Genomic DNA, 26,671 nt, shown 5'->3' on the forward strand with positions numbered 1-26,671 from the left:
TAAACAAATATAGATAAAATTTATTACTTTTACATTATTAATAGTTAACGTAAATAGTCTAAAGTAGATAAATATAGAAGCAATGGCAACAGGCATAAAAACAGGCGGACGAACCAAAGGAACACCGAACAGAAACACCACCGAAATACGGGAACAATTCCAAAGTCTTATTAATGATAATTTGGCGCAAATGAATAGCGATTTAAAAGCATTAGAACCAAAGGAACGTATAAAGGCGATAATTGATTTAGCAAAATTTGTACTACCTACTTTAAAAGCTACTGAATTAAGTACAACAACTGAAAACGCATTTATTCCTATTGTTGTTAATATTACAACCCCCGAAGACGTGAAGCGAATGATTAACGAATTTAACGATCAGTATTAAAATGGAATTTCAAATAAATAATATTGACGAATTAAAAGATTTTGTTTTAAATTCAGATGTAGGATTAAGCGATAAAATAAAAATAACAAATCAATGTTTAAATATTGTTATCCTTGGAAACATAGACACCATAGCTGAACTAATTGAAACAATTGACGATAACGGACAAAACCAAAACAAAAGAATTGTTTTAGGCAAAGGAATTAATCCAATAGATGACAAATAATATTTTTTTTTATTTATTAAACACAAAAAAAACACCCTAAGAAGAGTGTTTTTGAAAATGGTTGACTAAATGTTGACTAAAAACGTTGTTAAGTCAATAAAATCAACACTATTAGTGACCGCGACAGGGTTCGAACCTGCAACCCTCAGAGTCGAAATCTGATATTCTATCCAGTTGAACTACGCAGCCATTTTGATTTTAGGTTGTTGATTAACGATTTTAGATTTATGATTTATAAATACCACCAACTAACACGTTAAACTCTAAACCAATAATTTCTTTACAATGGTGGAAATTGTTTTTCCTTCTGCAGTTCCACCTAATTGCGCTGCTGCTAATCCCATTACTTTTCCCATTGATGCAATTCCAGAAGCTCCAGTATCAGAGATAATTTTTGCAATTACTGCTTCAACTTCCTCTTCCGTTAATTGTGCAGGCAAGAATTTTTCAATAACTGCGATTTGAGCTAATTCTGGTTCAGCTAAATCCATACGGTTTTGCTCTGTAAAAATTCTAGCACTTTCTTTGCGCGTTTTTACTAATCTTTGCAATAATTTAACTTCATCATCAGCTGAAATTTCTTCTTTTGATCCTGATGCTGTTTGTGCTAATAATATTTCTGATTTGATAGCTCTTAACGCTTCTAATGCTACTGTATCTTTGGCTCTCATGGCGGTTTTAAGATCGTCCATGATTGTTATTGATAAACTCATAATTTTGTTTATTTATTTAGTCTTTAAAATGCCTATTGTTTTTTAATCAGCCTCAAAATACTATTTCAGTTGAAGTAAGAGGTTTTTTTTAGCTAAAACTCTTTCTTCCTAAAAACTTAAATCGATCGCTTAAATCGAAGCTCGGCAAATTTAAAGAAATTTACTGAAATTAACAATTAATGCAGCTGTTCATTCGGCAAAAAAAGTAACCCGAAAACCACTTTTAATTTTCGGGTTACCTAATTTTTGTTAGAATTCTTTAATCTACATTATCATGCAAGTAAGAGTTGTTTGAACGCAACTGCAAATCATTGTTACTATCGGTCCCCACAGATATTCTCGAATTTGTATTATTAGCTGAACTATTTGAAATGTCTATTCCTAATCTTTTATAGGCCGGCTCTTTTTCATATTCATCAATTTTAGAAACATTGTTATGGAACTTATAATTGAATTCTTTTAGCTTTTTTCTTCTTTCATCAGCTCTCATTCGTAAAGTTTCCTCGATTGTCATCTCCATTGGTGATATAGGCTCAGAATCCACCGCTTCATATTCTGATTTATCAAGTTGCTTCATAGTGATATTCATTTCAGCTGGAACGATCACTTCTGGAACTTTTGCGATTGGTTTAACCATAAATTCAGGCTCTTGCTCCATAAACTCTTCAAGAGAATATTTAATAATTCCTTTATCTGACAATTCCGTCACGGGAACAAATTGAATAGCGTCGTTTACTTTGATCTCATGAACTTCATTTGTCAACTCAAAAGATACTTTTTTCTCTTGTATTGGCTCTACTTGCTCTGATTTGAAAAGTGGCAGGTCAAAAGAGAAAGTAGTTTGTTCTTGTCTTTCGACCACTTTTGGTTGTAAAGCCTTTACCTCTTTGACAGGAGTTGTAATTTTAAAATCAACATCACTAATAGGAGAAACGATTTCAAAAGTTACATCTAAATTTTTAATAAAATCAGACATCACCAGCAAATCCTCTTTTTCGGCTGTAGGCATTGCTAATGCTAAATCGGTAACTACTTCCTTATCATCTAGGTCAAATACAACTCTTTCATTGAAATTAGAACTGACAAAATCTGAGTTCAAATTGAATGCTGCAACTGATTTATTACTTAAATTATGAACACTTCTTTGCTCATCTTCAAGAGTATGAATTATCTTTTTTGGTTCGGTATTAACGATTTCATTTTGCTGTTCAATGTCAAATCCTGTGGCAATTATCGTTACAGCTATGGCGTCGCCAAGTGATTCATCTTCACCAACACCCATAATAATATTTGCATTGTGACCAGCTTCTATCTGGATATGATCATTGATTTCTCCAATTTCATCAATTGTAATCTCATTAGTTCCAGAAACGATAAGCAACAATACATTTTTAGCACCGGTAATTTTATTATCATTTAATAATGGTGAATCAAGTGCGGCAACTATAGCTTCCTTGGCTCTATTTTCACCAGATGAAACAGAAGATCCCATTATTGCAGTTCCACTATTATACAAAACTGTTTTGGCATCTCTTAAATCGATATTTTGAGTGTAGTGATGCGTAATTACTTCAGCAATTCCTCTTGAGGCTGTTGCCAAAACTTCATCAGCTTTTGAAAATCCGGCTTTGAAACCAAGATTGCCATATACTTCTCTTAATTTATTATTATTGATAACAATCAAAGAGTCAACCTGCTTGCGTAATTTTTCAATTCCAATTAAGGCTTGTTCTTGACGCACCTTTCCTTCAAAAAGAAACGGCAATGTTACAATTCCTACAGTAAGAATATCTCTTTCTTTAGCTAATTGTGCAATTACAGGCGCAGCTCCCGTTCCAGTTCCTCCGCCCATTCCGGCAGTTATAAAAACCATCTTTGTATTGCGATCTAACATCTTTTCGATATCAGAAATACTCTCAATGGCTGATTGTTGCCCCACATCGGGGTTTGCTCCTGCACCAAGTCCTTCCGTTAAGTGAACTCCTAACTGAATTTTATTGGGCACTGAACTATTTTGTAAAGCTTGAGAATCCGTATTACATACGATGAAATCTACTCCTTTAATTCCTTGCTTAAACATGTGATTAATGGCATTGCTTCCGCCTCCACCTACTCCTATAACTTTTATCACATTTGATTGGTTTTTTGGTAAATCAAATGAAATACTTCCAAATTCTGAGTCGCTTATCATTTTATCTGGTTTTTGAAATTGTTATACTATTTATCCTTTTCATTTTTTTGGCTATGCCACTTATTCGGCATTATCTAAAAAATCCTTAATCTTATCTACATAACGATCAAAGAAATTTCGTTGTATCCTATTTACTGTTGAATTCTGTTTTTCAGTAGCATTGTTATCTTGCATATCCTCTACATCTTGCAAAACTTCATCTACTGGAGCATTCACGATAGGCGGTCTGTACACAGGTACTTTAGTCTGTATTACGGCATCTATTCTCACTGCACTTTGTGATTTATTTTCAATGCTTTTCATTACTAATCCTACCGCTGTTGCGTATAATGGACTTGCAATTTCCTCATCAGAATTTCCTGCTAAATGCTCATTGGGATATCCAATTCTAGTATCCATTCCCGTAATGTATTCTACTAATTGCTTGATATGTTTCAATTGAGCACCGCCACCTGTCAGCACAATTCCAGCAATTAATTTTTTACGTGGATCTTCATGACCATACGCTTTCACTTCTGTAAAAACTAAATCCACTATCTCCACCACTCTTGCATGAATGATTTTAGAAAGATTTTTTAATGAAATTTCTTTTGGCTCTCTACCTCTTAATCCAGGAATAGAAACAATTTCGTTGTCTTTATTTTCACCTGGCCAAGCAGAACCAAATTTAACTTTCAATAATTCGGCTTGTTTTTCAATAATTGAACATCCTTCTTTGATATCATCAGTGATTACATTTCCGCCAAAAGGAATTACCGCAGTATGACGAATAATCCCATCTTTAAAAATAGCCAAGTCAGTAGTTCCGCCACCGATATCAATTAATGCAACTCCAGCTTCTTTTTCTTCTTGACTTAAAACTGCATCAGCTGAAGCCAAAGGTTCTAGCGTAAGTCCTGATAATTCAATCCCTGAACTTTGAATACATCGTCCCACATTACGTATTGACGAAGCCTGACCCACTACAACATGAAAACTAGATTCTAATCTACCGCCATACATCCCGATCGGTTCTTTTATTTCAGACTGTCCATCGATTTTAAATTCTTGCGGTAAAACATGAATTATTTCCTCACCCGGTAACATCGCCAACTTATTGACTTGATCAATTAGTAATTGAATATCCATTCCGCCTATCACTTCCTCAGGATTATTTCTGCTAATATAGTCGGTGTGTTGTATACTGCGAATGTGTTGACCTGCGATTCCAACAACGACATCTTTTATTTTATAACCAGAATTAATCTCTGCTTCTTGAACTGCTTGTTGAATAGATAGAATGGTTTGAGTAATATTATTTACTACACCTCTGGCTACTCCTAAACTTTTAGATTTTCCTAAACCTAAAATTTCTAGTTTACCATATTCATTCTTCTTGCCTATCATGGCAACTATTTTAGTCGTGCCTATATCTAGACCTACTGCAATATTCTCTTTTTCCATTATCTATTATTTAGTGCAAACTACTTGTTCCGTAAATCGGAGGTCAATTTTTTTATATTTATACAACGAACTATCTAAAACTGCTTTTTGAAAAAAAGCTTTATAATTTTTAAATTTCTGTTCAACATTTTTTACTGTACCAAAATCTATTTGATAGTCAAAATTTCTATTGAACATTTTTAAGCTTCCATTGGGCATAATTTGAATTCCAATGATGTTTTTTTTCAAAAATGCATCATCATAAATTATCCGGAACAATGCGGCCAAATCTTCGTTGTTATTTTTATTTATTCTCCCTGAAACAAGTGGGACTCTTGCTGTAAAATTAGCAGATAAAGGCATTTTAGTTCCTTTGTAATCAATATAAAAAGAACTTCCATTCTCAAAAATCCTAGCAATTGGGGTTTTCTGTTTTACTACAGCTTTCAATATACCATCAATACTCACATATACGTCTGATTTTTCAATCATTTTGTGCGCATTTAAGCGTTTTTCCAACATATTCAAATCTAAATCTTCTTTTTCAATGCTTGTTACTTGTTCATTATTTTCTATCAACAATTTATTAACTAAATCTTGTTTAACGAAAGGAGCATTGTCTTCAACGAAAATGATCGTGCATTTGGTCAATTTTCTCTTTTCACTACGTTTTGATGTAAATGAAAATAAAAAAACCACAATTACAAACATCAGAATTAGTCGGATATTGATCCAGTTAAATAGTTTCATAAATCGCTTTTTTTATTGGTGTAACTAATTCCCCAATATCTCCTGCTCCAATTGTTACAATAATCTTAGCGCTGCTAGCCAAAATCGCTGGAATCAGATCGCTCTTATTTACTAATTTTTTATTTCCATTAGTCATTTTATCCATAAGCCATTGTGAATTTATGCCTTCCATCGGTGTTTCACGAGCAGGATAAATATCCAATAAAATAACTTCATCAAATGCCGATAAACTTTTTGCAAAATCATCTGCAAAATCCTTCGTCCTGCTAAACAAATGAGGTTGAAAGACAGCGAGCACTTTTTGACCATCATACAATTCTGTAACCGCCTGATGAACCGCATTTATTTCTGTAGGATGATGCGCATAATCATCTATGTAAACTTTAGCTTGTGTTTTTATTTGGTACGAAAACCGTCTTTTTATTCCTTTAAATGAAGCTATGGCTTTAGCAATGACATCGGTTGGGGTGCCAAATAAATTTGCCATTGCAATAGCCATTACTGCATTCATTAAATTATGTCGCCCTGGTAATCCAAAATGTAAATCTTTAATTACCGAGGTGGGCGTTTGCACATCAAAAACATAACTTCCATCTCCTATTCTAACATTGATTGCTTTGTAAACTGCCTCGTCGTTTACGGCGCATACAACTCCTTCAATTGGCAATTCTTTTGTAATAAAAAGGTTTTTCTTGTCTTTTATTTTATCTGCAAATTCTATAAATGATTTTTCAATTTCCTCACTCGTTCCATATATATCTAAATGATCAGCATCCATTGAAGTAATACAAGCAATATTAGGATGCAAATGCAAAAATGAACGATCAAATTCATCCGCTTCAACAACGGTTATTGTCTTTCCGTTTCCTATCAAATTAGAATTATAGTTCTCTACTATTCCGCCTATAAAAGCAGTTACATCCGCGCCGCTTTCGTGCAAAATGTGGCCCAAAATACCTGATGTGGTCGTTTTCCCATGTGTACCTGCAACTGCAAAACAGAAAGTGTCTTTAGTAATTAATCCTAAAACTTCAGCTCTCTTTTTAATTACGTAACCTTTTTGTATAAAATAATTCCATTCGGAATGTGAAACCGGCACTGCTGGTGTAATAACAACCAAGGTGTTTTCAATATAAAAATCCTTTGGAACCAAATCAATAGCATCTTCAAAATGAATTGAAATACCACTTTCAATCAATTCATTTGTAAGAACAGAAGGCGTTTTGTCATAACCGCAAACTTCCTTTCCCAAATTCTTGAAATAGCGCGCAAGATTACTCATCCCGATTCCTCCGATTCCTATAAAGTAGACGTTATTTATTTGATCTAAATTCATTTTATTTTTTATAAATTTCTAAAGTCGTTATGCTTACAAAGTCTGTGGACTTTCTAACTTAGGACTTTGAACTAATTTTATTATCTCGTCAACTATATCTTTTGTTGCATTTGGTTTTGCTAATTTTTTCATGTTTTCACTTAGATCCTTTTGCAGATTCTCATCGTGTAGCAATCTGTTAAAAACCGTCTCAAATTTTTCGCCAAGTTCACTTTCTTTTATTAATAGCGCTCCATTTTTGTCGGCAATTGCTTTTCCGTTTTTAGTTTGATGATCTTCAGCTACATTTGGCGAAGGAATAAAAATCGTTGGTTTCCCCACTAGGCACAATTCAGAAACTGATGATGCTCCAGCGCGAGAAATGACGAAATCAGCCGCCGCATATATTAAATCCATTCTATCAATAAACGAAACTACTTGAACATTTTCTGTCTCCGAAAATTGTTTGTACTCTGTCATGTAAAAATTACCGCATTGCCAGAATATTTGAATCCCTGATGCTAATAAAAAATCTAGCTCTGTTGCAATCAATTGATTGATTCTTCTGGATCCTAAACTTCCACCAAGAATTAACAATGTTTTTTTATTAGCATCTAAATTGAAATATGAAATTGCTTCACTTTTTTTAGAATCAGTATTTAAAACATCTTGACGAACCGGATTTCCCGTTAAAATCATTTTTTCTTTTGGAAAAAACCGTTCTAAATTTTCGTAGGCTACACAAATTTTATTGGCTCTTTTACTCAATAATTTATTGGTTATTCCAGGATATGAATTCTGTTCTTGAATAACGGTAGCAATATTAGAAAAAGCAGCAACTTGTAAAAGTGGACCACTTGCAAAACCACCTGTGCCTATAACGACATCTGGTTTAAATTGTTTGATAATCTTGCGCGCTTTTATCAAACTACTAATTAGTTTTAGCGGAAATAAGGTATTATCAAATGTTAGTCTTCGTTGCAAACCTGAGATCCAAAGTCCAATGATTTCATAACCTGCTTGAGGAACTTTTTGCATTTCCATCTTATCATTGGCACCCACAAATAAAAACTCAGCATCGGGAAACCGCAATTTTAATTCATTTGCAATAGCAATTGCAGGATAGATATGTCCTCCTGTTCCGCCGCCGCTTAATATGAATTTATATGGTTTCATTATTTCTATAATAGTTATTATGTTTATTTATTCATTACTGCCTGCATTGGATTTCTCGCTTTGTCTTCAATAGAATAGGTTCCGTCTAAAACTTCATCTTCCTCTAATTCTCTGTCAATTAACTTTTGAAGCGCTTCATCCCTTTTGGCAGCGTTTTTTAATTCTTGAACAATTTCTTCCTCTTTTTTAGTCACACTGATTATAATTCCAAGCGCAATACAAGTCATCCAAATTGAAGTTCCACCGCTACTAATCAGTGGCAAGGTTTGGCCAGTCACTGGCAGCAATTCGACAGCCACGGCCATATTTATCATTGCTTGAAATATCATGGGAAAACCCAGTCCTACAACTACAAGTTTTCCAAAAAGCGTGGTTGCTTTGTGCGAAGCAACAACAAACCGGAAGAGCAATAATAAGTACAATGACATTACAACCAAGCCGCCAATTAAGCCATATTCCTCAATTATAATAGCATAAATAAAATCGGAAGAAGACTGAGGTAAAAAGTTTTTCTGAACGCTTTTTCCTGGTCCTAGTCCATAAATCATACCCGAAGCGATTGCAATTTTAGCTTTTTCTATTTGATAATCATCTTCATCTGGTTTATCAGTACTAAAACTTTCAATCCGGCTTTCCCAAGTCCGCACTCTACTAAACATTGTTGAATCCGGAAAAGCTTTAGACATTAATATAAAAAAGGTAAGAACAACAATTCCTGCTCCTACAATGATTGCAATATATTTCATGGGATACTTTCCTATAAACGTAAGCATAACAATCATTGTGAATATTAATGCAGTTGTTGAAAAGTTTGATGGAAGTATCAACAACAACGTTAAAAATACTGGTGCCCAAAGCTCTTTTATTGACTCAAGAAAATCAATGGGCTCTTCTCTTTTTTTAGATAAATATCGCGCAACAAAAACAAATAAAACAAGTGATGCAAATGTTGATGGCTGAAATGAAATACCAACAAGCGGGATTTGAAGCCATCGACTAGCATTAGCCCCACCTACAACTTGCCCTTTAATCATTGCTAAAGCTAAGACTACCCAAACTATTGGCAGAAACCATTTAGAAATTGATCTAAAATATAGATACGGAACATTATGAACCATAAATATTATTCCAAAACCAAAGAAAATATGACCCAAATGTTTAACCAAATATCCCAACGTATTTCCTGTACCATGTCCTAAATACGCTAAGTTGCTACTGGCACTAAAAACAGGCATAAATGAAAATAGAGCCAACAGCGCCACGAATGACCATATTACTTTATCTCCTTTTAAATAGCCTATTAATTGCTTCATATTCATTATAATTTTAGCCGTTTTAATCTTTATCTATTTCCAAATTTATCACTTTGGCTCGTTAATAATTTATAATTGTTTAACCGCTAGTTTAAATTGATTTCCACGGTCTTCGTAATTTTCGAACAAATCAAAACTTGCACAAGCAGGTGACAATAAAACGGTGTCTCCCTTTTCGGTTAGGCGCTGTCCCATTTGTACTGCATCACTCATATTATCCACTTCAACCATAATGTCTACAACATTCCCAAAAACATCGATAATCTTTTTATTATCTACACCTAGACAAATGATTGCTTTTACCTTCTCTCGTACTAACGACATTAATTCATTGTAATCGTTCCCTTTGTCAACTCCTCCCACAATCCAAACTGTAGGTGTGTTCATACTATCCAAAGCAAAAAATGTAGCATTTACATTAGTCGCTTTAGAATCATTTATATATTGAACATTTTGGATTTTTAAAACTTTCTCAAGACGGTGTTCTACACCTTGAAAATTAGAAAGACTTTCTCTTATCGTTGCCTTTCTTATTTGCATTAATTTTGCCACAGAGGTTGCTGCCATTGCGTTTTTCATATTATGTTTTCCCTCTAAGGCAATGTGATCTGTATCCATTGTGAACTTATCTTGCTCGATTCTAATTTCCATTTTATTGTTTTTTATGTAAGCTCCTTCGTTGAAAGTTTTTGTCAATGAAAAAGGTATTAATTTTGCTTTTGTTGTGTGCCTTTCTAACCATGCACTTATGGCTTCATCATCAGCATCATAAAGAAGATAGTCATCCTCAGTTTGATTCATTGTTATTCTAAATTTTGCATTAATGTAATTGTCATAGTTGTATTCATATCGATCTAAATGATCTGGACTAATATTTGTAATAACAGCGATATGGGGTTTAAAATTTTTAACGCCATCCAACTGAAAACTACTTAATTCTAATACATAAGAATCATATTTGTTATCAGCAATTTGCCAAGCAAAACTTTTCCCTATATTTCCTCCCAATCCCACATTCAATCCAGCTGATTTTAACAAATGATGAGTTAGCATTGTGGTAGTTGTTTTACCATTACTTCCCGTTATCCCTACAATTGTAGCATTTGTATATGGAGCGGCAAACTCAATCTCTGAGATTACAGGAATGCCTTTCTCGACTAATTTTTTTACTATTGGCGTTTTATCTGGAATACCAGGACTTTTCATCACCACATCAGCGTTGAAGATTAGATCTTCAGTATGTTTTTCCTCTTCCCATGCAATACCATTAATGATAAGAACTTCTTTATAATTTCCTTTTATCTTTCCAAAATCAGATACAAAAACTTCATAACCTTTTTTCTTGCCTAAAATTGCAGTTCCTACACCGCTTTCGCCACCTCCTAAAATTACTAATCTCATATTATCTTAATTTTAGAGTAATAATTGATAAAATGGCAAACATTATTGCAACAATCCAAAATCGTGTTACAATTTTACTTTCATGGTATCCTTTCTTTTGATAATGGTGATGTAAAGGAGACATTAAAAATATTCTTCGGCCTTCGCCAAAGCGTTTCTTGGTGTATTTAAAATAAGTGACTTGCAGAACTACAGAAAGATTTTCGACGAGAAAAATTCCGCATAATAATGGAATCAGCATCTCTTTTCGAACAGCGATTGCTAATACTGCAATGATTCCTCCAATAGTTAAACTTCCTGTGTCACCCATAAAAACAGAAGCTGGATATGAGTTGTACCATAAAAACCCAATGAGGGCACCTACAAAAGCCGCTATAAAAACGGTCATTTCTCCTGAACTGGGTATGTAAGGAATATTGAGATAATTAGAAAAGATAATATTACCCGAAACAAATGTAAAAATACCCAAAGCAAAGACTGAAATTGCCGACGTTCCCGCCGCGAGACCATCAATTCCATCTGTTAAATTTGCACCATTTGAAACGGCAGTTATGATGAAAATCACAACTGGAATAAACACTAGCCACGCCCACTTTTGATAACCATCGCCTGTCCAAGCAAGCAATTCTGCGTAATCAAATTCATTGTTTTTAAAGAATGGAATTGTAGTTACTGTAGATTTTTCTTCTATTGGCGCTTGCACAGTTATATTTTCGGTTTGTGCTTTAAAAATATTTGTTCTAGTCGTGTCCTGTCTAACGGTAACTGCTGGACTTAAATAAAGCACTGAACCTACGATTAAACCTAAACCAACTTGACCAAATACTTTGAAAATACCTTTTAATCCTTCCTTATCCTTTTTAAAGATTTTTATATAATCATCGACAAAACCGATAGTTCCCATCCATAGCGTAGTTACAATCAACAAAACAATATAAATATTATGCAATTTTGAAAAAAGCATTACTGGAACAAGCGTTGCAAAGATTATGATTAATCCACCCATTGTAGGTGTTCCCGCTTTTTCATTTTGACCCGCTAATCCCAACTCGCGAACAGTTTCCCCCACTTGCTGTCTTTGCAAAAACTGAATAATTCTTTTTCCGTAGATAGTTGACAATAACAACGATAAAATAAATGATAATGCCGATCTAAACGTAATATATTGAAATACTCCTGTCCCCGGAATATCCAATGTTTTATCTAAATATTCAAATAAATAGTATAGCATATTTGTTTTTGTTTATTTAGTTATTTATTAAGTTGTTCTAAAATTTCCTTTACCGTTTCCATGTCGTCAAAATGCTGACGAACACCTTTCACTTCCTGATATGTTTCATGACCTTTGCCGGCAATTAGGATAATATCATTTGGCTGAGCCAATTGACATGCGGTTTTAATCGCTTGTTTTCTATCGGTAATCGTTAATAATTTCTTATGGTTCTGAGGTGCAACACCTTGTTCCATTTCGTTAATTATTTCTTCTGGATTTTCATCTCTTGGATTATCTGACGTCAAAATAACTTTATCACTTAAATCTGTCGCAATTGCGGCCATAATGGGACGTTTGGCTTTATCTCTGTTTCCACCACAACCCACTATCGTAATTAATTGTTCGTTTTTTGTGCGAATATTGTTTATTGTTTTCAAAACATTGTCAAGCGCATCTGGTGTGTGCGCATAATCAACAATTGCAGTGATATTTGTTGTTGAAACTATAAACTGAAAACGACCAGAAACACTTTCTAAATTAGACATTAGGCGAAGTACTTCTAGGCTTTCCATTCCTAATTCTACAGCAGTGCCATAAATTGCCAATAAGTTATATGCATTAAATGTTCCTATTAATTTTACCCAAACTTCATTACCATTTACTTTTAGAAGCAAACCCGATAACTGGTTTTCTAATATTTGCGCTTTATAATCAGCGTATGTTTTTAAGGCGTAAGTGACTTTTTTCGCCGCAGTATTCTGCAACATTATTTGTCCGTTTTTATCATCGACATTAGTTAGCACAAATGCCGTTTTAGGTAAACTATCAAAAAATGATTTTTTGACATCTCTATATTCAGCAAATGTTGGGTGATAATCTAAATGATCATGAGATAAATTAGTAAAAATTCCACCCACAAAATGCAACGCTTCTGTTCTTTTTTGATGAACTCCGTGAGAACTAACCTCCATAAAACAATATTCAACACCAGCATCGACCATTTCTTTTAGATAATGATTGATAGTAATTGAATCTGGAGTTGTGTGCGTTGCTTTATATTCGATCACATCTACTACAATTTTCACTGTCGAAAGTAATCCAACTTTATGACCTGCTTTTTGAAACAATTGAAACAATAGTGAGGCAATAGTAGTTTTACCATTTGTACCAGTTATCCCAATCAATTTTAATTTTTGAGATGGATTTCCAAAGAAATTGGCAGCCATAAAAGCTAATGCCGAATTGGTATCTTTTACTTGCACATAGGTAATTCCTTTTTCGATAGTTTCTGGCAATGTATCACAAACAATTACAGTTGCTCCTTGTTGAATTGCTTTGTTGATATAATCGTGACCATTAGAAATTGTACCACGAATAGCAATAAAAACGTCATTAGCTCCAATTTTTCTGGAATCGAAATCTATCTTATTAATAGAAATTTCCGTCGAACCTTGCATAGATTCGATAGCCACTTTGTATAATATGTCTTTTAATTTATTCATGACAATTCTAATAAAATCGTTGTATTCTTCACTAAATTTTGACCAGCTTCAACTGATTGTTTTCTTACCTTCCCTACGCCTACAACCCTAACTTTAAGTCCTAAATTCCCTAATAATGCTACAGCATCCATTCCTGACATTCCTTTTAAATTAGGAACCAATTGCTGTTTTATATTTGACTTTGCAAAATAGGAATCGTAATTACTTTCTTGTTTTGCAATTTTTTTATCTATATTTTTAATTTCATTGGTAGAAGGTGCATCAGTAAATATTTTTTGAGCAATCCTTTTAAACACTGGACCTGCCACATCAGCACCATAAAAGTTATTCAATGCAGTATTTGGCTTGTGCACTACAACAATGCAAGAATATTTAGGTTGATCAGCTGGAAAATAACCCACGAATGAAGATGCATAATACATCTCTGACCTACCATTTTTACCGTAATTCACTTGCGCTGTACCTGTTTTTCCTGCCATTGAAAAATCTTTTGAGTACAATTTAGAACCCGTTCCTTTTTTAACGACATTTTCTAGGACAGCCTGTAATTTCAAAATTGTTTCATCAGAACATATTTTCGCAATCAAAACTTCTTTCTCGTATTTCTTTATTGTTCTGTTCCATTCTTTTATTTCTGAAACAAATTGCGGTTTAACCATTTCTCCATCATTGGCAACAGCATTATAAAATGCTAAAGTTTGCATGGGCGTAATCGAAACTCCGTACCCAAAAGCCATCCAAGGAAGTGAGACATTAGACCACTTTTTATCCTTTGGATGCGGTATGTAAGGAACTCCTTCTCCTTTGATCGAAAGTCCCAACTGTCTATTTAATCCAAAATTATTGAGATGATTAACAAATGTTGATGGTTCATCTTTATAAGCCTGATAAACTGCTTGAACTAGAACGGTATTTGATGACAATTCAAATCCTCGTGCTAACGAAATTTTTCCATAACCACCTTCCTTTGAATCACGTACTTTTCGACCAGAATAGATTATCGTGCCGCCTTTACTATCATAAACTGTACTCGTATCCGCTTTTTTATCTTCGAGTAGCGCCATCAAATCGGCTAATTTATAAGTTGAACCTGGTTCATGCGATTCAGCTACCGCATAATTTGTGGTTTCAAAATACGTCCCATCTTTGGCTTTGCCAAGGTTAGAAATTGCTTTAATATGACCGGTATGTGTTTCCATAACCACTACACAACCGTGATCAGCATCATAAGCTTCTAATTGTTTTAATAACGCATGATGCGCAATATCTTGAATGTAAACATCAATAGTAGAAATCACGTCGTAACCATCCCGAGGATCCACTTCATTGACATCGCGAATAGGTTTCCATTGTCCCTTAGCAATTTTTTGCTTTAAAATCTTACCATCTTTCCCGTTTAAGTCATCTCTAAAAGCCCATTCAATCCCTTTTCCTTCAAATGATTTTCCATGAGAAGTTCTTTCATAACCTACGGTACGTTCGGCAATTTTCCCTATTGGATGCTCTCGCACGGTTTCCTGTTCAACGATTATTCCTCCCTTATAGGCACCCAAATTAAATAAAGGAAAACCTTTTATTTTGAAATATTCTGTATAACTCAAATTTCGCGCTAATAGGTAATACCTGTTTTTATTAGCTCTCGCTTTTCTCAATTCATTTTCGTAAAATTCAGAAGATTTCCCAAGAACTGTAACTAATGAATCGGCTAATGACTTGACATTTTTCTCAAATGCCTCGGCTTTTGGCGCAAGCGCATCAAATCGAATTTCATAATTTGGAATTGAAGTTGCAAGTAAACTGCCATCTGCTGAATAAATGTTTCCTTTATTAGCTGGAATTACAAATGTTCGAACTGTTCTTTCTTTAGCCAATTTTCTATAATAATCACCTTCTACCCACTGAATATTGGTTAATTTCACAGTAATAGCTATGGCCATGAAAAAGATGCCAAAAGCTACTAGATAAATACGATACGATATTTGTTTATCTTCTACTGCCATAATTTTTGAAAAAATCTTTTTTCTTTTACTTCTTTAACTTTTATTTTTACTGGAGGAACTGTTGATGGAAAAATTTCTTTTTCAATCATTTTTTCAGAAACTGCTGACTCCATTTTCAATTTCATTAACTCTGATCTTCTATCAACAAACTCAGAGCGCAGCTCCTTTGATTTGTTTGTCAATTCCACAATCTTGAAAACCTTTTGTTCAAAGCGTTGTGTATTTGCGATCATTAGAATTCCTAAAAAAATAATAAAAACGATAAATCGCCAGTTCTTTACTGCATCCTCGTTTAAGAGGAATCTTGCTTTTAATAAACTGTATACTCCGTTTTTCATTTTTGGATCTTTATCTCTTTTTCGTAACTCTACTTTTTCTCGGCAATTCTTAATTTGGCACTTCTTGCTCTATTATTTTCTTTAATTTCGGCATTATCAGGAACAATTAATTTTCCAACAGTTTTAAAGGGCACCGAAAAATTTCCAAAAAAATCACGTTCAGGTTCTCCTTCAAACATTCCGTTTTTCATAAAGCGCTTCACCAGTCGATCTTCTAATGAATGATACGAAATGACACTTAATCTACCGTCAATATTTAAAACTTCAAGTGATTGTTCTAGAAATTCTCTTAAAACATCCATTTCTTGATTGACTTCAATCCGGATGGCTTGATAAATTTGAGCTAATACTTTATTCTTAACTCTTTCTGGTAAATGCTGAGAAAGAATTTCTTTTAACTTATCAGTAGTTTTAATTGGATTAAATTCTCTTGCTTCTAAAATTGTCTTTGCTAAAACGGGCGCATTTTTTAATTCTCCATAATCTAAAAATACTCTTCTTAAATTAGCTTCGTCATATTCATTCACTACTTTGTAAGCATTCAAATCATTTTTTTGACTCATTCTCATGTCCAATCCAGCATCAAAGCGAGTTGAAAAACCTCTTTCAGGAACGTCAAATTGATGAGAGGAAACTCCCAAATCTGCCAAAATTCCATCAACACTTTTAATTCCATAGAAACGTAAAAAACGCTTTATGAATCTGAAGTTTTCATTGATAAGTGTAAATCTCTCATCTGCTAAGGCATTTGCTAAAGCATCTTCATCTTGATCAAAAGCAAACAACTTCCCGTTTGGACCAAGTCTGCTCAAAATTTCTTTAGAGTGACCACCTCCACCAAAGGTTACATCAACATAAATGCCATCTGGCTTGATATTTAAACCATCTACTGATGCGTGAAGTAAAACCGGATTATGATATTCCATTGTCGTTGTCATTTATATTACCCATTACTTCTTCGGCTAAATCTGCAAAATCTAAATCTTCACCACTTATTGATTTCTCATACAAATCTTTATCCCAAATCTCCAAAATATTTACAGCTGATGAGAAAACCACTTCCTTATTAATGCTTGCAAAAACTACTAAATCCTTCGGTACTAATAAACGCCCTAAAGCATCTATTTCAACTACTTTTACACCAGCTGTGAACCTCCGGATAAAGTCATTATTCTTTTTTACAAACCGATTGAGCGTATTAATTTTTTGCATCATTAAATTCCATTCCTTCATTGGATATAATTCCAAACAAGGTTGAAAAACGGAACGCTTCAGGACAAATCCGTCTTGAAGTGAAGTGGTCAACTGCTTTTTTAAAGGTGCTGGTAACAGTAACCTTCCTTTGGCATCGACTTTACATTCATATGTCCCAATTATTGTATCCAAGTTCAAGAGTTAAATGGTGTAGAGCAAAAATATAAAAAATTTTACCACATTTTACCACAATGTACCACTTTGTTAATAAGTTTAACCACTTGTCACCCTTAGCCCCTAATTAATATAGAATCAAAGAGTTATCATCAATAAAAATAATTTGTAAGAAACATAATGTTATAAAAAAAGACAGTAAGTACATACAGAATCGTAATTTTTAAAGGTCATAATTTGAGAAAAAATATTAAAATTTAAGGTATAATTTTGGGTAAAACCAAATCACTTAGTAACACTAACTCAGTATTTTTACAATTAAAAATTGTTGTAAAAATTAGTTTTAGTTTATTAAATCATATATTTGTCGAAATTGAAAATCCGGTCTGAAACAAAATGGAAAAAAATTATAAAAAAGAAGGTAGATACAGCTATTATGAAGCTGGCGAAGGAACTCCAATAGTGATCTTACATGGTTTAATGGGAGGACTCAGTAACTTTGATGCTGTTGCCAATTACTTTTCTACAAGAGGTTATAAAATTATCATTCCAGATTTACCTATTTACACTCAGAATATTTTAAAAACAAATGTAAAAAGTTTTGCTAAATACGTTAAAGATTTTATTACGTTCAAAGGATTGGAACGCGTTATACTTTTAGGAAATTCTTTAGGTGGACATATCGCTTTATATCACACTAAAATGTATCCCGAAAAAGTAGCTGGACTGGTAATAACAGGAAGTTCAGGACTTTATGAAAGCGCCATGGGAGATAGTTATCCTAAAAGAGGTGATTATGAATACATCAAGAAAAAAGCCGAAGATGTTTTTTATGATCCTAAAGTAGCCACTAAAGAACTAATTGATGAAGTTTACGAATCAGTAAACGACAGAATAAAATTGATTAAAACTTTGACAATTGCTAAAAGCGCAATTCGTCACAATATGGCTAAAGATCTACCAAATATGGACGTTCAAACCTGCATTATTTGGGGAAAAGATGACAAAGTTACCCCTCCAGATGTTGCTGAAGAATTTAATAAATTATTACCAAATTCGACTTTATACTGGATCGATAAATGTGGACATGCTGCAATGATGGAACATCCTGAGGAATTCAATCTTTTATTAGAAGATTGGCTAACTAACACGCATTTTACATTAAATTAATACAGAAGAATTTTATACTCTTATAAATGAAAATTAATACCGCCGAATTTGTTATAAGCAATTCCGATGTAGCGAAATGTCCTAAGGATTTTTTGCCGGAATACGCTTTTATAGGTAGATCAAATGTGGGGAAATCCTCTTTGATCAACATGATAACAAATCATAAAAAGCTAGCAAAAACATCTGGACGACCCGGTAAAACTCAACTTATAAATCACTTTATAATCAATAATAATTGGTTTTTAGTAGATCTACCCGGTTATGGATATGCCAAAGTTTCAAAAAAAACAAAATCTATCTTTCAAGAATTTATCACAGATTATTTTGAAACTAGAGAACAATTAGTTTGCGCATTTGTGTTAATAGATATTCGCCATGAAGCACAAACTATAGATATTGAATTCATGTCTTATATGGGAGAAAGTGAAATCCCTTTTTGTATCATTTTTACTAAAGCTGACAAAATTAGTCGAGTAAAAATAGATTCTCACATAGCGGCGTACAAAAAGAAAATGTTTGCTAACAATTGGGCTGAAATGCCACAATACTTTATAACATCAGCAACTGAATCAACTGGAAAAGAAGAATTGTTAGGTTATATTGATGAAGTAAATCAAGAAGTTTTTAAAAATAACAATAGTGGATTTTAAAACAAGAAAATCCAAAAAATAAAAAAATTCCTAATTCCAATAATAAATTGGAATTAGGAATTTTTTTATTAGGTTTTTTTTACTTTACCAAATCCAATTTCTCCGCAAAATAGTCGCAGAAATCTTTCATTGTATCTGCCATTTTTTCATCGTCAGTAGCGCGTTTAAATGTTTCAGACATAGCAACTAATGTTTGATGAAAGAAAATTTTCATTTCATCAACCGGCATATCTTTCGTCCATAAATCAATTCGCATACTTTCTTTAGCTTTGCTATCCCAAACAGAAAGCATGATAGCTTTGGCCTCTTCTAGTTCTACTCCACCATCTTTGGCAGACCACATTAATTTCTCTGGAACACGATTATCATCTAGTTCAATTTGAAATTTAATTTCCGATATATTTTTATTTGACATTATTTCTTAGGTTTATATTTAGATTTTTCAAAAAGCTCTTTTGGATCTACTTTTAGTAAATCGGCAATTGGCATGTCATTATTTTTTGCATATGAACGAACAATTTGCCAGCCTATCCACGCGCCAACTCGCCCAGGCGAATCATTGTCGATTTCCAAATAAAATTTAGAAAATGGAGCTGGATTGATAAAACGAGATATTAGTTTCTGCTCATTGCTATATAGCATTTCTCTCTCGATAAAATAACGCCACATATAGCTTTCGTTTTCTTTGCACCAAGTTATCTGCGGTTCCGTGTAACCAATTTTTTCGGCATCGGTGTAATAAGGTAATAATAAATCTTTTAAATACAGTTGCTTGCCATAATAAATCATCTGACTGAGTAACTCTTTATCTGTTACTGCTGGAATTTTTCTACTAGCAAAACTTGAAACTACATCTGGTGCTATTTGTCTTTTCTCGAAATTTTCTTTTAAGTAATTAGGAAATTGATAAAATTTATGATTTTTACCCAGATACAATTCCAGTGATACAATCAATAAACTATCAGCATAAATTGCTTTAGTATCGTAATCCATTTCTGAAATAATGGTGATTACTTTGGGAATTTTAGTTTTTGGAAAGTAATATTTAATATGCTTAAAAAGTGTTTCCAATTCTTTTTTTACAGGATTAAAATTAGCGTATTTTTTTTGAACTTCAGTGTAAACCTCTTTCCAGAGCGGATCCTGCATTTTATTAATCCAAACATTGTTATCATTTCCATTAGGAAAGAAAAACGGAAATTCTTTTTTTACTTTATTTAAATCTTCAACTGGTGTTTCAAAGAATATTTTATCAAAACGTTCCACTTTTAACTCTACTGGAATTATCGCAACCGATTCCTCAATCTTATTTTTTTTATCACACGATAAGAAAAAGAGACAAAAGACTACAATAAATACAAATTTTTTCATAAATATTAATTAAATTTGTTAGTAACGAATTTTTAAACAAAAAGTTGAACAAATAGATTTTGCAAATATACGTTCCTGCTTTTAAAAACTTAAATTATTATGACTAAAAAAAGTACAATTAAAGTGGAAGAAGTCAATAATCAGATAGTGGATTGGCTAAAAAGCTACGCAGGACATTCGAAAGTAAATGGATTTGTGATTGGAATTTCTGGTGGTATTGATTCAGCGGTTACCTCAACCTTATGTGCTCAAACTGGTTTACAAGTTTTATGTGTTGAAATGCCTATTCATCAGGCAACAAGTCATGTAACACGGGGGCGCGAACATATCGAGCAATTAAAAAAACGATTTCCCAATGTTAGCAGTGTCGAAGCAAATTTAACTTCTGTTTTTGATACATTCATAACAACAGTACCAAATAATGTTGATGCAGGAAAAGTAAATTTGGCCCTTGCTAATACTCGAGCACGACTAAGAATGACAACTTTATATTATTTTGCGAGCGTTCACGGTTTACTTGTCGCCGGAACTGGCAACAAGGTGGAAGATTTTGGAGTTGGATTTTATACAAAATATGGTGACGGCGGAGTGGATTTAAGTCCAATTGCTGATTTATTGAAATCTGAGGTGTTTTTGTTAGGTCATTTCTTAGCCGTACCTCAATCTATTCTAAAAGCTGCTCCCACGGATGGATTATTTGGAGATGATAGAACCGATGAAGATCAACTAGGAGCTAGTTATGACGAGCTAGAATGGGCCATGTCGCAAGCTGAAATCCATAAAAGTTCTCTAGATTTTACTGGTCGAGAAAAAGTAGTTTTTGAAATTTATACACGTTTAAATGCCGTAAACCAACATAAAATGCTACCAATTCCGGTTTGCCGAATAAAAAAATAAAAAAAAAATCACATTTTCTATTGATTTGCAATTAATTACAGAATTTATTTATTAATTTTACAATTCCAATTACAAACAATTCTAAAACTTAAAAATTATGATCAAGGTATGTATAGCCGATAATTATCCCGTTGTGCATTTTGGAGTAAAATCTTACTTTAAAGACAATGCAGACATTTCAATTGTTGCCAATGTTGGTAATTTCTTGATGGTCAGGGACATACTTCAAACTAAAGACATCGATGTGTTAGTAATCGATTTAGATTTGGAAGGACTTTCTAGTATTTTTGAGATTAAAGCGATCTTGAAAACTTTTCCAAAAACAAAAATTATTATTTACAGCAGTCTCTCAGAACAAATTTATGCGCCAAATGCCATAAAAGCCGGAGTATCTGGTTTTGTGCATAAATCTGAAAAGTTAGAGACTTTAGGTATTGCCATTAATAAGGTTTTCCAAGGTAAAATAATAATGAACGAAACCGTAAAGAAAAATTTAGCATTAATTGCTAAGCAAAGTAAAAGTGAGCGTTTATATCGTAAACTTTCCAACCGTGAAGTTGAAGTTTTGCGTTATTTAAGTGGAGGTAAAAAGAATCATGAAATCGCTGAAATTTTGAATCTAAATGAAAAAACTATAAGTACTTACAAATTGCGTTTACTCACAAAGTTGAATGTAACTAATTTAGTAGATTTAGTTAATAAAGCTAAAACCTTAGAAATTGTTTAATAATATCTAGACATTACCCTTCCTAATTTTTTAGAGAAAGAGTGCACTAACATATTATAATCCATTATCATTGCCATAGACTCTGTATTATCTGAATTTGATTCTGATAATATAGAGTTTTTTAATTCTTCAATAATTCTGCCCACTAAATACCAACGCATCGTTAAGATAGTTTCTGAAACATTTTGCGCAATCGTTTCGGTTTTTGATTTTGGGAAAATATTTTGTCCTTGCCAATCGTGTAAAACAACGCGTTCATCCTCCATCAAGATATCGGTAACTTCTTGAGCAAAATCAGTTTGCAAACGCATTAAATACTGCTCTAAGCTAAAATTTTCCTGCTCATTATAAAATGCAATTAAGTCCTTAAATATATCACGAAATAACGGATTAGCTAATTCCACTTCATCTTCTTGTAAACTGAGATAAATTCGTTGAAACACTTTATAGATTTTCTTCTCTGTAAATGTTTCTATCTCGCCATCTTCATTAGTTTTTAAATAGGTATCCTCAAACTCTTCTTCTTTGTTACCATACAAAAGTAGAATTTCAATAATTTTTCGTTCCAAGCGATACAATATATCTACTTTTTCTATTCCAAGGATATTTTCATTTTTTACTACTTCAAATACCTGTTGACCAGCAGAATCATTTTGTTTTAGTTTTTTACCAACTTCTATAGTTTCTTTCTGAACTATTTGCGCCAGCGTGCTCTGCAACACTTGCTCCGAAATATCCATTATTCTCGAGCATTCTTGAATGTAAATTTCTCTTTGAATACGATCAGGAATTTTGGAAATACTCACAACCATATCCCGAATCAAATCGGCTTTCCTGATGGGGTCATTTTTGGCCTCATTCATTAAAAGCGAGGCTTTAAACTGAATGAAATCTTTGGCATTATTTTCTAAATAAGCCACTAAATCTTCATAGGATGATTTCTTTGCAAAACTATCTGGATCTTCACCATCTGGAAAAGAGCAGACTTTTACATTCATTCCTTCTTCTAGAATTAAATCTATTCCTCGAATCGACGCACGCAAGCCCGCAGCATCGCCATCAAAAAGAACGGTAACATTCTTAGTTAATCTGTTTATTAATCGAATTTGATCTGGTGTTAGCGCAGTTCCAGACGAAGCAACCACATTTTCAATTCCAGATTGATTAAACTGGATCACATCGGTGTAACCTTCTACTAAATAACAATTGTTAAGCTTTGCAATAGACTGTTTTGCTTGAAAAATACCGTAAAGAACTTTACTTTTATGATAAATATCGCTTTCTGGTGAATTGAGGTATTTTGCGGCTTTCTTATCATTAGTTAAAATTCGACCACCAAAACCCAAAACGCGTCCTGACATACTTTGTATTGGAAACATAACCCGACCTTTAAAACGGTCAAAAGGCCTATCATCTCTTGGAATTGTTAGTCCTGTGCTTTCTAGAAATTCTAACTTATATCCTTTTCCTAAAGCTTCCTTAGTAAAAGCATCCCAAGCTTCTGGCGAATAGCCTAAACTGAATTTTGTTATCGTTTCATTGGTAAAACCACGTTCCTTAAAATAGGAATAACCAATTGCTTTTCCTTCCTCAGAATTCAATAATGTAGTATGAAAATAGGTTTTGGCAAATTCCGAAACCAAATACATACTTTCTCGAATGTCAGTATTGGCTTTTTCTTCATCGGTTTGCTCCGTTTCTTCTATTTCGATATTGTATTTTTTGGCTAAATAACGAATGGCTTCTGGATAGGTAAACTTTTCGTGTTCCATCAAGAATGCAATCGAGTTTCCTCCTTTTCCAGAACTGAAATCTTTCCAAATCCCTTTTGCTGGTGAAACCATAAACGATGGAGAACGTTCTTCAGAAAACGGACTCAAGCCCTTAAAGTTAGACCCCGCTCGTTTCAAATTTACAAAATCACCGATAACCTCCTCAACGCGAGCAGTTTCGAAAACAGTATCTATTGTGGCTTTTGAAATCAATTTTATGTTAGGTGAAGGTTATAAAAAGTCAAAGTTACAAAGTTTTTTAAGATATAAACCCCTTCAAAGTTTGAAACTCTGAAAGGGTTCTTAAAAATAACTAACTCAAAAAATTTTAATTCAAATCAAATCGAATTCCTAAAGAAACATTGTTTTGATCAACAACATTGTTTTGAAACAAAGGATTCAAATCATATTTTAAATAGAGGCTGGTTGATTTATACCCTACGTAAGTGCTTAGACCGTATATAAAATTACTGGTGTTAAAATCTCCTTTAGTTTTTTCTCTCGCTTTCAAATCATCATCATCAAATTTAAGGATTTGCTTGGATTTTAAATTTATCCCTGCATATCCGCCAATACCCAATCGGACACTTTGATGCGTTTTAAAAAAAGGTTTATCATCTTTCATTCTATTTCCTGAAAAATCAAACTCTAAATGGACTGGCAAAACTAAATAAACATTCTTAAATCGCGAATCTTTCATATTTATTGGATTAACTTCCAAATTTGTCTGTTCGCCATTAGCAACAAATGTACGATTGTCTGTGGGACGTAGATTATTATACATTATTGAAAATCCGTATTTTGCATGCAATAAATTATCACTTTTTAAAATTCTAGTATTGTAAGTCACACCCACTTCATAAAAATGAGAACCAATAAATCGATAATCTGAGTTCTCTAATGTTCCATTCGTAACTAAATTATTTAATCCTGCTGCAAAAACGAATTGACTAGTTGTTCTTTTTTCTATTTTCGCCTTTTCTAACGTATCACTTTTAGCTTTTCTATCGCCAAAAGAAATTTTGATCGACGGTCCTACGTGTTTGCTGATAGTGTCTTCGGTTTTAATCTTCCCATCTACCTTTTCTTGGACTAAATTTTTTAATTCCAGTTGGGAAACTGCCACTTTGTTTTCTATTATAATAGCTCGTGCTTGGGCAAGCTGTTGTTTTTTCAAATTAGCTTGTTCAATTGTAATTTCTCCTTTTTCTAATTGGCTATTGACCTCTTCAACCTCTACTTTTAAAAGTGCTTTTTGTTCTCTGGTAATCCATTCTATGTTTTCAGCGATTTTTTTTGCTTTAGACTCGAATGATTCTTGTGCTGTTAATTTGCTAAAAAATAGGCATAACAGCGTTACTAAGTAAATTGTAAAATTTCTCATGATGATTTGTTTAAAGATGATTAATGATTGATTATTCTAAATTCCTATTGGATAAAGCGACTTTTACGGTTTGAAAATTCTTGCTCACTTTGTTAATTACTTTTTCTCGAAAAGAAAGCTCTAATTCTCCATCAATTTCTGATAGTAAATTAATAGCATTCACGCGCACAATTAAATTTTGTTGCGATTGCATTTCTTTTTTCGAAGGACTTTCTACCGCCGCTAATAGTTCGTCAACTGAAACAGCAACAGATTGTGGTTTGATCGATTTTTTTTCTAATTTTTGATTGTTGATTGAAACTTCTACTATTGGATTTTGATTTGAAATGCTTTTATTAACGATTGACTTCTCTCTACTTGTTATAGTTTTATTTACTAAAATATTTCCTTTCACATCCGTTTTTCCAATTACTTCGTTTAGCTGATCGTCCGCTTTTCTAACCTCTGGATTTTCTTTTTTAGATTCTGTTCTGATACCATTCTCTAAAACCACCTCATTATTTAGATTATCTATGCCATTTAATTTTTTACTAAAATAAACCGTACCGATCAACAAAAACCCTACGACGCTTGCAGCAATGTACATCCACGGAAACTTTCGTTTTGGCTTTTGCCTCGCCTGTTCGCTATTGCTCGATTCAGCGGCTGTTAGCATAGCATCTAATTTGCTCCAAGCCATTTCTGACGGTTGAATCTCCCTGGAATTTAACTGCTCTTTTATATGTTTATCTAATTTATTCGGTTCCATACTCGTAATTCTTTAACTTGTTAACTTGGACTTGCAGCATTTTCCTAGCGTGTGATAATTGTGATTTTGAAGTGCCTTCACTTATCCCTAACAAACTTGCGATTTCTTGATGTTTAAAACCTTCAATAGCGTAAAGATTAAAAACCATTTTGTATCCATCGGGCAAACTATCAATCAAAAACTGAATATCGTCCATTGAAAGCTGACTTTCGATATTGTTAAAGCTTTCTTCAAAATAAGTTTCGTCTTCAATGTATTTTATTTTTTTCTGCACTCGAATAAATGAGATACATTCGTTTACCATTATTCTTCTGATCCAACCTTCAAAACTTCCGTTGTGTTGAAAATTTTTGAGATTTGTGAAAACCTTCATAAAAGCAGTAAGCAATATATCTTCAGCTTGATGAATGTCCCTTATATACTGCCTGCAAACACCTAACATTTTAGCAGAAAATTGAGAATAAATCTGTTGCTGGGCTTGTCGATTGCTTTCGATAGCTAACTGGATTAATTCCTTTTCCTGATGATGTAATTGTATTACTTTCATTGTTGGTGGTTAGTGGTCAGTAGTCAGTTTTTAGTGATCAGTTTTTAGTGATCAGTTTTGGTAATTAGTGTTTAGTAGTTAGTATTCAG

General features: G+C 33.2%; 26 protein-coding genes and 1 tRNA gene. 6 read left to right on the top strand and 21 right to left on the bottom strand.

Annotated elements, in window-relative coordinates:
• Positions 1 to 82 precede the first annotated feature (82 nt).
• Together BUB42_RS10725 and BUB42_RS10730 are read left to right on the top strand one after the other, a co-directional pair.
• Positions 83 to 388 (top strand): hypothetical protein, encoded by a 306-nt coding sequence (locus BUB42_RS10725; protein WP_073020154.1) that lies wholly within the window; start codon positions 83 to 85, stop codon positions 386 to 388.
• A 1-nt stretch (position 389) separates the two neighbouring features.
• Complete coding sequence (locus BUB42_RS10730) at positions 390 to 614, top strand: hypothetical protein (protein WP_073020156.1); 225 nt, start codon at positions 390 to 392, stop codon at positions 612 to 614.
• 115 nt (positions 615 to 729) lie between these two features.
• Here BUB42_RS10730 and BUB42_RS10735 read toward each other — a convergent pair.
• From BUB42_RS10735 to mraZ, 15 genes are all read right to left on the bottom strand, one after another.
• Positions 730 to 803 (bottom strand) — tRNA-Arg (locus BUB42_RS10735).
• A gap of 74 nt (positions 804 to 877) precedes the next feature.
• Positions 878 to 1,327, bottom strand: a complete 450-nt coding sequence (locus tag BUB42_RS10740; RefSeq protein ID WP_073020158.1) for a GatB/YqeY domain-containing protein — start codon at positions 1,325 to 1,327, stop codon at positions 878 to 880.
• A gap of 259 nt (positions 1,328 to 1,586) precedes the next feature.
• Positions 1,587 to 3,518 carry a cell division protein FtsZ gene (gene ftsZ, locus BUB42_RS10745; RefSeq protein ID WP_073020160.1) on the bottom strand — a complete coding sequence of 644 codons (1,932 nt, stop codon included), beginning with the start codon at positions 3,516 to 3,518 and terminating at the stop codon, positions 1,587 to 1,589.
• A 60-nt stretch (positions 3,519 to 3,578) separates the two neighbouring features.
• On the bottom strand, positions 3,579 to 4,961 hold the full coding sequence (ftsA, locus tag BUB42_RS10750) for a cell division protein FtsA (RefSeq protein WP_073020162.1): 1,383 nt from the start codon (positions 4,959 to 4,961) through the stop codon (positions 3,579 to 3,581).
• Between the two features lie 6 nt (positions 4,962 to 4,967).
• Positions 4,968 to 5,690, bottom strand: a complete 723-nt coding sequence (locus BUB42_RS10755) for a cell division protein FtsQ/DivIB (protein ID WP_073020163.1) — start codon at positions 5,688 to 5,690, stop codon at positions 4,968 to 4,970.
• Complete coding sequence (gene murC / locus BUB42_RS10760) at positions 5,677 to 7,026, bottom strand: UDP-N-acetylmuramate--L-alanine ligase (RefSeq protein WP_073020165.1); 1,350 nt, start codon at positions 7,024 to 7,026, stop codon at positions 5,677 to 5,679. The genes BUB42_RS10755 and murC overlap by 14 nt, the downstream gene beginning before the upstream one ends.
• Before the next feature lie 33 nt (positions 7,027 to 7,059).
• Positions 7,060 to 8,181 (bottom strand): undecaprenyldiphospho-muramoylpentapeptide beta-N-acetylglucosaminyltransferase, encoded by a 1,122-nt coding sequence (gene murG, locus BUB42_RS10765; protein WP_073020167.1) that lies wholly within the window; start codon positions 8,179 to 8,181, stop codon positions 7,060 to 7,062.
• A 23-nt stretch (positions 8,182 to 8,204) separates the two neighbouring features.
• The gene (locus BUB42_RS10770; protein WP_073020359.1) at positions 8,205 to 9,494 is read right to left on the bottom strand and encodes an FtsW/RodA/SpoVE family cell cycle protein; all 1,290 of its coding nucleotides are present in this window, start codon (positions 9,492 to 9,494) and stop codon (positions 8,205 to 8,207) included.
• Between the two features lie 69 nt (positions 9,495 to 9,563).
• Positions 9,564 to 10,895, bottom strand: a complete 1,332-nt coding sequence (murD, locus tag BUB42_RS10775; protein ID WP_073020169.1) for a UDP-N-acetylmuramoyl-L-alanine--D-glutamate ligase — start codon at positions 10,893 to 10,895, stop codon at positions 9,564 to 9,566.
• 1 nt (position 10,896) lies between these two features.
• Positions 10,897 to 12,126, bottom strand: coding sequence for a phospho-N-acetylmuramoyl-pentapeptide-transferase (gene mraY / locus BUB42_RS10780; RefSeq protein ID WP_073020171.1), 1,230 nt, complete (start codon positions 12,124 to 12,126; stop codon positions 10,897 to 10,899).
• Between the two features lie 20 nt (positions 12,127 to 12,146).
• Positions 12,147 to 13,610 (bottom strand): UDP-N-acetylmuramoyl-L-alanyl-D-glutamate--2,6-diaminopimelate ligase, encoded by a 1,464-nt coding sequence (locus BUB42_RS10785; protein ID WP_073020173.1) that lies wholly within the window; start codon positions 13,608 to 13,610, stop codon positions 12,147 to 12,149.
• Positions 13,607 to 15,610, bottom strand: coding sequence for a penicillin-binding transpeptidase domain-containing protein (locus BUB42_RS10790; RefSeq protein ID WP_073020174.1), 2,004 nt, complete (start codon positions 15,608 to 15,610; stop codon positions 13,607 to 13,609). The genes BUB42_RS10785 and BUB42_RS10790 overlap by 4 nt, the downstream gene beginning before the upstream one ends.
• A complete protein-coding gene (locus BUB42_RS10795) occupies positions 15,601 to 15,948 on the bottom strand; it encodes an FtsL-like putative cell division protein (protein ID WP_073020176.1) in 348 nt (115 codons plus the stop codon). The genes BUB42_RS10790 and BUB42_RS10795 overlap by 10 nt, the downstream gene beginning before the upstream one ends.
• 29 nt (positions 15,949 to 15,977) lie before the next feature.
• A complete protein-coding gene (gene rsmH / locus BUB42_RS10800; RefSeq protein WP_170857218.1) occupies positions 15,978 to 16,886 on the bottom strand; it encodes a 16S rRNA (cytosine(1402)-N(4))-methyltransferase RsmH in 909 nt (302 codons plus the stop codon).
• Positions 16,861 to 17,334: a division/cell wall cluster transcriptional repressor MraZ gene (mraZ, locus tag BUB42_RS10805; protein ID WP_073020178.1), complete on the bottom strand. Its 474-nt coding sequence runs from the start codon at positions 17,332 to 17,334 to the stop codon at positions 16,861 to 16,863. The genes rsmH and mraZ overlap by 26 nt, the downstream gene beginning before the upstream one ends.
• A 378-nt stretch (positions 17,335 to 17,712) precedes the next feature.
• Here mraZ and BUB42_RS10810 point away from each other — a divergent pair, with 378 nt between their 5' ends.
• On the top strand, positions 17,713 to 18,486 hold the full coding sequence (locus tag BUB42_RS10810) for an alpha/beta fold hydrolase (protein ID WP_073020180.1): 774 nt from the start codon (positions 17,713 to 17,715) through the stop codon (positions 18,484 to 18,486).
• A 26-nt stretch (positions 18,487 to 18,512) separates the two neighbouring features.
• Positions 18,513 to 19,136, top strand: coding sequence for a ribosome biogenesis GTP-binding protein YihA/YsxC (gene yihA / locus BUB42_RS10815; RefSeq protein ID WP_073020181.1), 624 nt, complete (start codon positions 18,513 to 18,515; stop codon positions 19,134 to 19,136).
• Between the two features lie 79 nt (positions 19,137 to 19,215).
• On the opposite strand, the gene gldC is transcribed toward yihA, so the two are convergent.
• Positions 19,216 to 19,551, bottom strand: a complete 336-nt coding sequence (gene gldC, locus BUB42_RS10820) for a gliding motility protein GldC (RefSeq protein WP_073020183.1) — start codon at positions 19,549 to 19,551, stop codon at positions 19,216 to 19,218.
• Positions 19,551 to 20,507, bottom strand: coding sequence for a gliding motility lipoprotein GldB (gene gldB / locus BUB42_RS10825; protein WP_073020184.1), 957 nt, complete (start codon positions 20,505 to 20,507; stop codon positions 19,551 to 19,553). Before gldB ends, gldC begins: the two co-directional genes overlap by 1 nt.
• A 99-nt stretch (positions 20,508 to 20,606) precedes the next feature.
• Here gldB and nadE point away from each other — a divergent pair, with 99 nt between their 5' ends.
• Together nadE and BUB42_RS10835 are read left to right on the top strand one after the other, a co-directional pair.
• Positions 20,607 to 21,404 carry an NAD(+) synthase gene (gene nadE, locus BUB42_RS10830; protein WP_073020186.1) on the top strand — a complete coding sequence of 266 codons (798 nt, stop codon included), beginning with the start codon at positions 20,607 to 20,609 and terminating at the stop codon, positions 21,402 to 21,404.
• 97 nt (positions 21,405 to 21,501) lie between these two features.
• The gene (locus BUB42_RS10835) at positions 21,502 to 22,131 is read left to right on the top strand and encodes a response regulator transcription factor (protein WP_073020187.1); all 630 of its coding nucleotides are present in this window, start codon (positions 21,502 to 21,504) and stop codon (positions 22,129 to 22,131) included.
• Here BUB42_RS10835 and dnaG read toward each other — a convergent pair.
• The 4 genes from dnaG to BUB42_RS10855 form a co-directional block, all read right to left on the bottom strand.
• Entirely contained in the window at positions 22,128 to 24,116 is a 1,989-nt protein-coding gene (gene dnaG, locus BUB42_RS10840; RefSeq protein WP_073020189.1) for a DNA primase, read from the bottom strand. The two genes, BUB42_RS10835 and dnaG, sit on opposite strands and share 4 nt — an antisense overlap.
• Positions 24,117 to 24,231: 115 nt before the next feature.
• The gene (locus tag BUB42_RS10845) at positions 24,232 to 25,287 is read right to left on the bottom strand and encodes a hypothetical protein (RefSeq protein WP_073020191.1); all 1,056 of its coding nucleotides are present in this window, start codon (positions 25,285 to 25,287) and stop codon (positions 24,232 to 24,234) included.
• A gap of 31 nt (positions 25,288 to 25,318) precedes the next feature.
• A complete protein-coding gene (locus tag BUB42_RS10850) occupies positions 25,319 to 26,035 on the bottom strand; it encodes a hypothetical protein (RefSeq protein ID WP_073020193.1) in 717 nt (238 codons plus the stop codon).
• On the bottom strand, positions 26,022 to 26,582 hold the full coding sequence (locus tag BUB42_RS10855) for an RNA polymerase sigma factor (RefSeq protein WP_073020195.1): 561 nt from the start codon (positions 26,580 to 26,582) through the stop codon (positions 26,022 to 26,024). The genes BUB42_RS10850 and BUB42_RS10855 overlap by 14 nt, the downstream gene beginning before the upstream one ends.
• Positions 26,583 to 26,671 lie beyond the last annotated feature (89 nt).

Origin of the sequence: Flavobacterium micromati, assembly GCF_900129585.1 — a bacterium.
In the GTDB taxonomy this organism is placed as follows: Bacteria; Bacteroidota; Bacteroidia; order Flavobacteriales; family Flavobacteriaceae; genus Flavobacterium; species Flavobacterium micromati.

Excerpts from the sequence above, each read along its gene's own strand:
- BUB42_RS10730 (WP_073020156.1), top strand. The coding sequence starts at position 390 with ATGGAATTTCAAATAAATAATATTGACGAATTAAAAGATTTTGTTTTA.
- BUB42_RS10770 (WP_073020359.1), bottom strand. The coding sequence starts at position 9,494 with ATGAAGCAATTAATAGGCTATTTAAAAGGAGATAAAGTAATATGGTCA.
- gldB (WP_073020184.1), bottom strand. The coding sequence starts at position 20,507 with ATGAAAAAATTTGTATTTATTGTAGTCTTTTGTCTCTTTTTCTTATCG.
- nadE (WP_073020186.1), top strand. The coding sequence starts at position 20,607 with ATGACTAAAAAAAGTACAATTAAAGTGGAAGAAGTCAATAATCAGATA.
- BUB42_RS10725 (WP_073020154.1), top strand. The coding sequence starts at position 83 with ATGGCAACAGGCATAAAAACAGGCGGACGAACCAAAGGAACACCGAAC.
- BUB42_RS10835 (WP_073020187.1), top strand. The coding sequence starts at position 21,502 with ATGATCAAGGTATGTATAGCCGATAATTATCCCGTTGTGCATTTTGGA.
- BUB42_RS10850 (WP_073020193.1), bottom strand. The coding sequence starts at position 26,035 with ATGGAACCGAATAAATTAGATAAACATATAAAAGAGCAGTTAAATTCC.
- rsmH (WP_170857218.1), bottom strand. The coding sequence starts at position 16,886 with ATGACAACGACAATGGAATATCATAATCCGGTTTTACTTCACGCATCA.
- BUB42_RS10810 (WP_073020180.1), top strand. The coding sequence starts at position 17,713 with ATGGAAAAAAATTATAAAAAAGAAGGTAGATACAGCTATTATGAAGCT.
- BUB42_RS10855 (WP_073020195.1), bottom strand. The coding sequence starts at position 26,582 with ATGAAAGTAATACAATTACATCATCAGGAAAAGGAATTAATCCAGTTA.
- ftsA (WP_073020162.1), bottom strand. The coding sequence starts at position 4,961 with ATGGAAAAAGAGAATATTGCAGTAGGTCTAGATATAGGCACGACTAAA.
- BUB42_RS10785 (WP_073020173.1), bottom strand. The coding sequence starts at position 13,610 with ATGAATAAATTAAAAGACATATTATACAAAGTGGCTATCGAATCTATG.
- murG (WP_073020167.1), bottom strand. The coding sequence starts at position 8,181 with ATGAAACCATATAAATTCATATTAAGCGGCGGCGGAACAGGAGGACAT.
- murD (WP_073020169.1), bottom strand. The coding sequence starts at position 10,895 with ATGAGATTAGTAATTTTAGGAGGTGGCGAAAGCGGTGTAGGAACTGCA.
- yihA (WP_073020181.1), top strand. The coding sequence starts at position 18,513 with ATGAAAATTAATACCGCCGAATTTGTTATAAGCAATTCCGATGTAGCG.
- BUB42_RS10740 (WP_073020158.1), bottom strand. The coding sequence starts at position 1,327 with ATGAGTTTATCAATAACAATCATGGACGATCTTAAAACCGCCATGAGA.
- BUB42_RS10845 (WP_073020191.1), bottom strand. The coding sequence starts at position 25,287 with ATGAGAAATTTTACAATTTACTTAGTAACGCTGTTATGCCTATTTTTT.
- BUB42_RS10795 (WP_073020176.1), bottom strand. The coding sequence starts at position 15,948 with ATGAAAAACGGAGTATACAGTTTATTAAAAGCAAGATTCCTCTTAAAC.
- murC (WP_073020165.1), bottom strand. The coding sequence starts at position 7,026 with ATGAATTTAGATCAAATAAATAACGTCTACTTTATAGGAATCGGAGGA.
- BUB42_RS10755 (WP_073020163.1), bottom strand. The coding sequence starts at position 5,690 with ATGAAACTATTTAACTGGATCAATATCCGACTAATTCTGATGTTTGTA.
- mraY (WP_073020171.1), bottom strand. The coding sequence starts at position 12,126 with ATGCTATACTATTTATTTGAATATTTAGATAAAACATTGGATATTCCG.
- BUB42_RS10790 (WP_073020174.1), bottom strand. The coding sequence starts at position 15,610 with ATGGCAGTAGAAGATAAACAAATATCGTATCGTATTTATCTAGTAGCT.
- gldC (WP_073020183.1), bottom strand. The coding sequence starts at position 19,551 with ATGTCAAATAAAAATATATCGGAAATTAAATTTCAAATTGAACTAGAT.
- ftsZ (WP_073020160.1), bottom strand. The coding sequence starts at position 3,518 with ATGATAAGCGACTCAGAATTTGGAAGTATTTCATTTGATTTACCAAAA.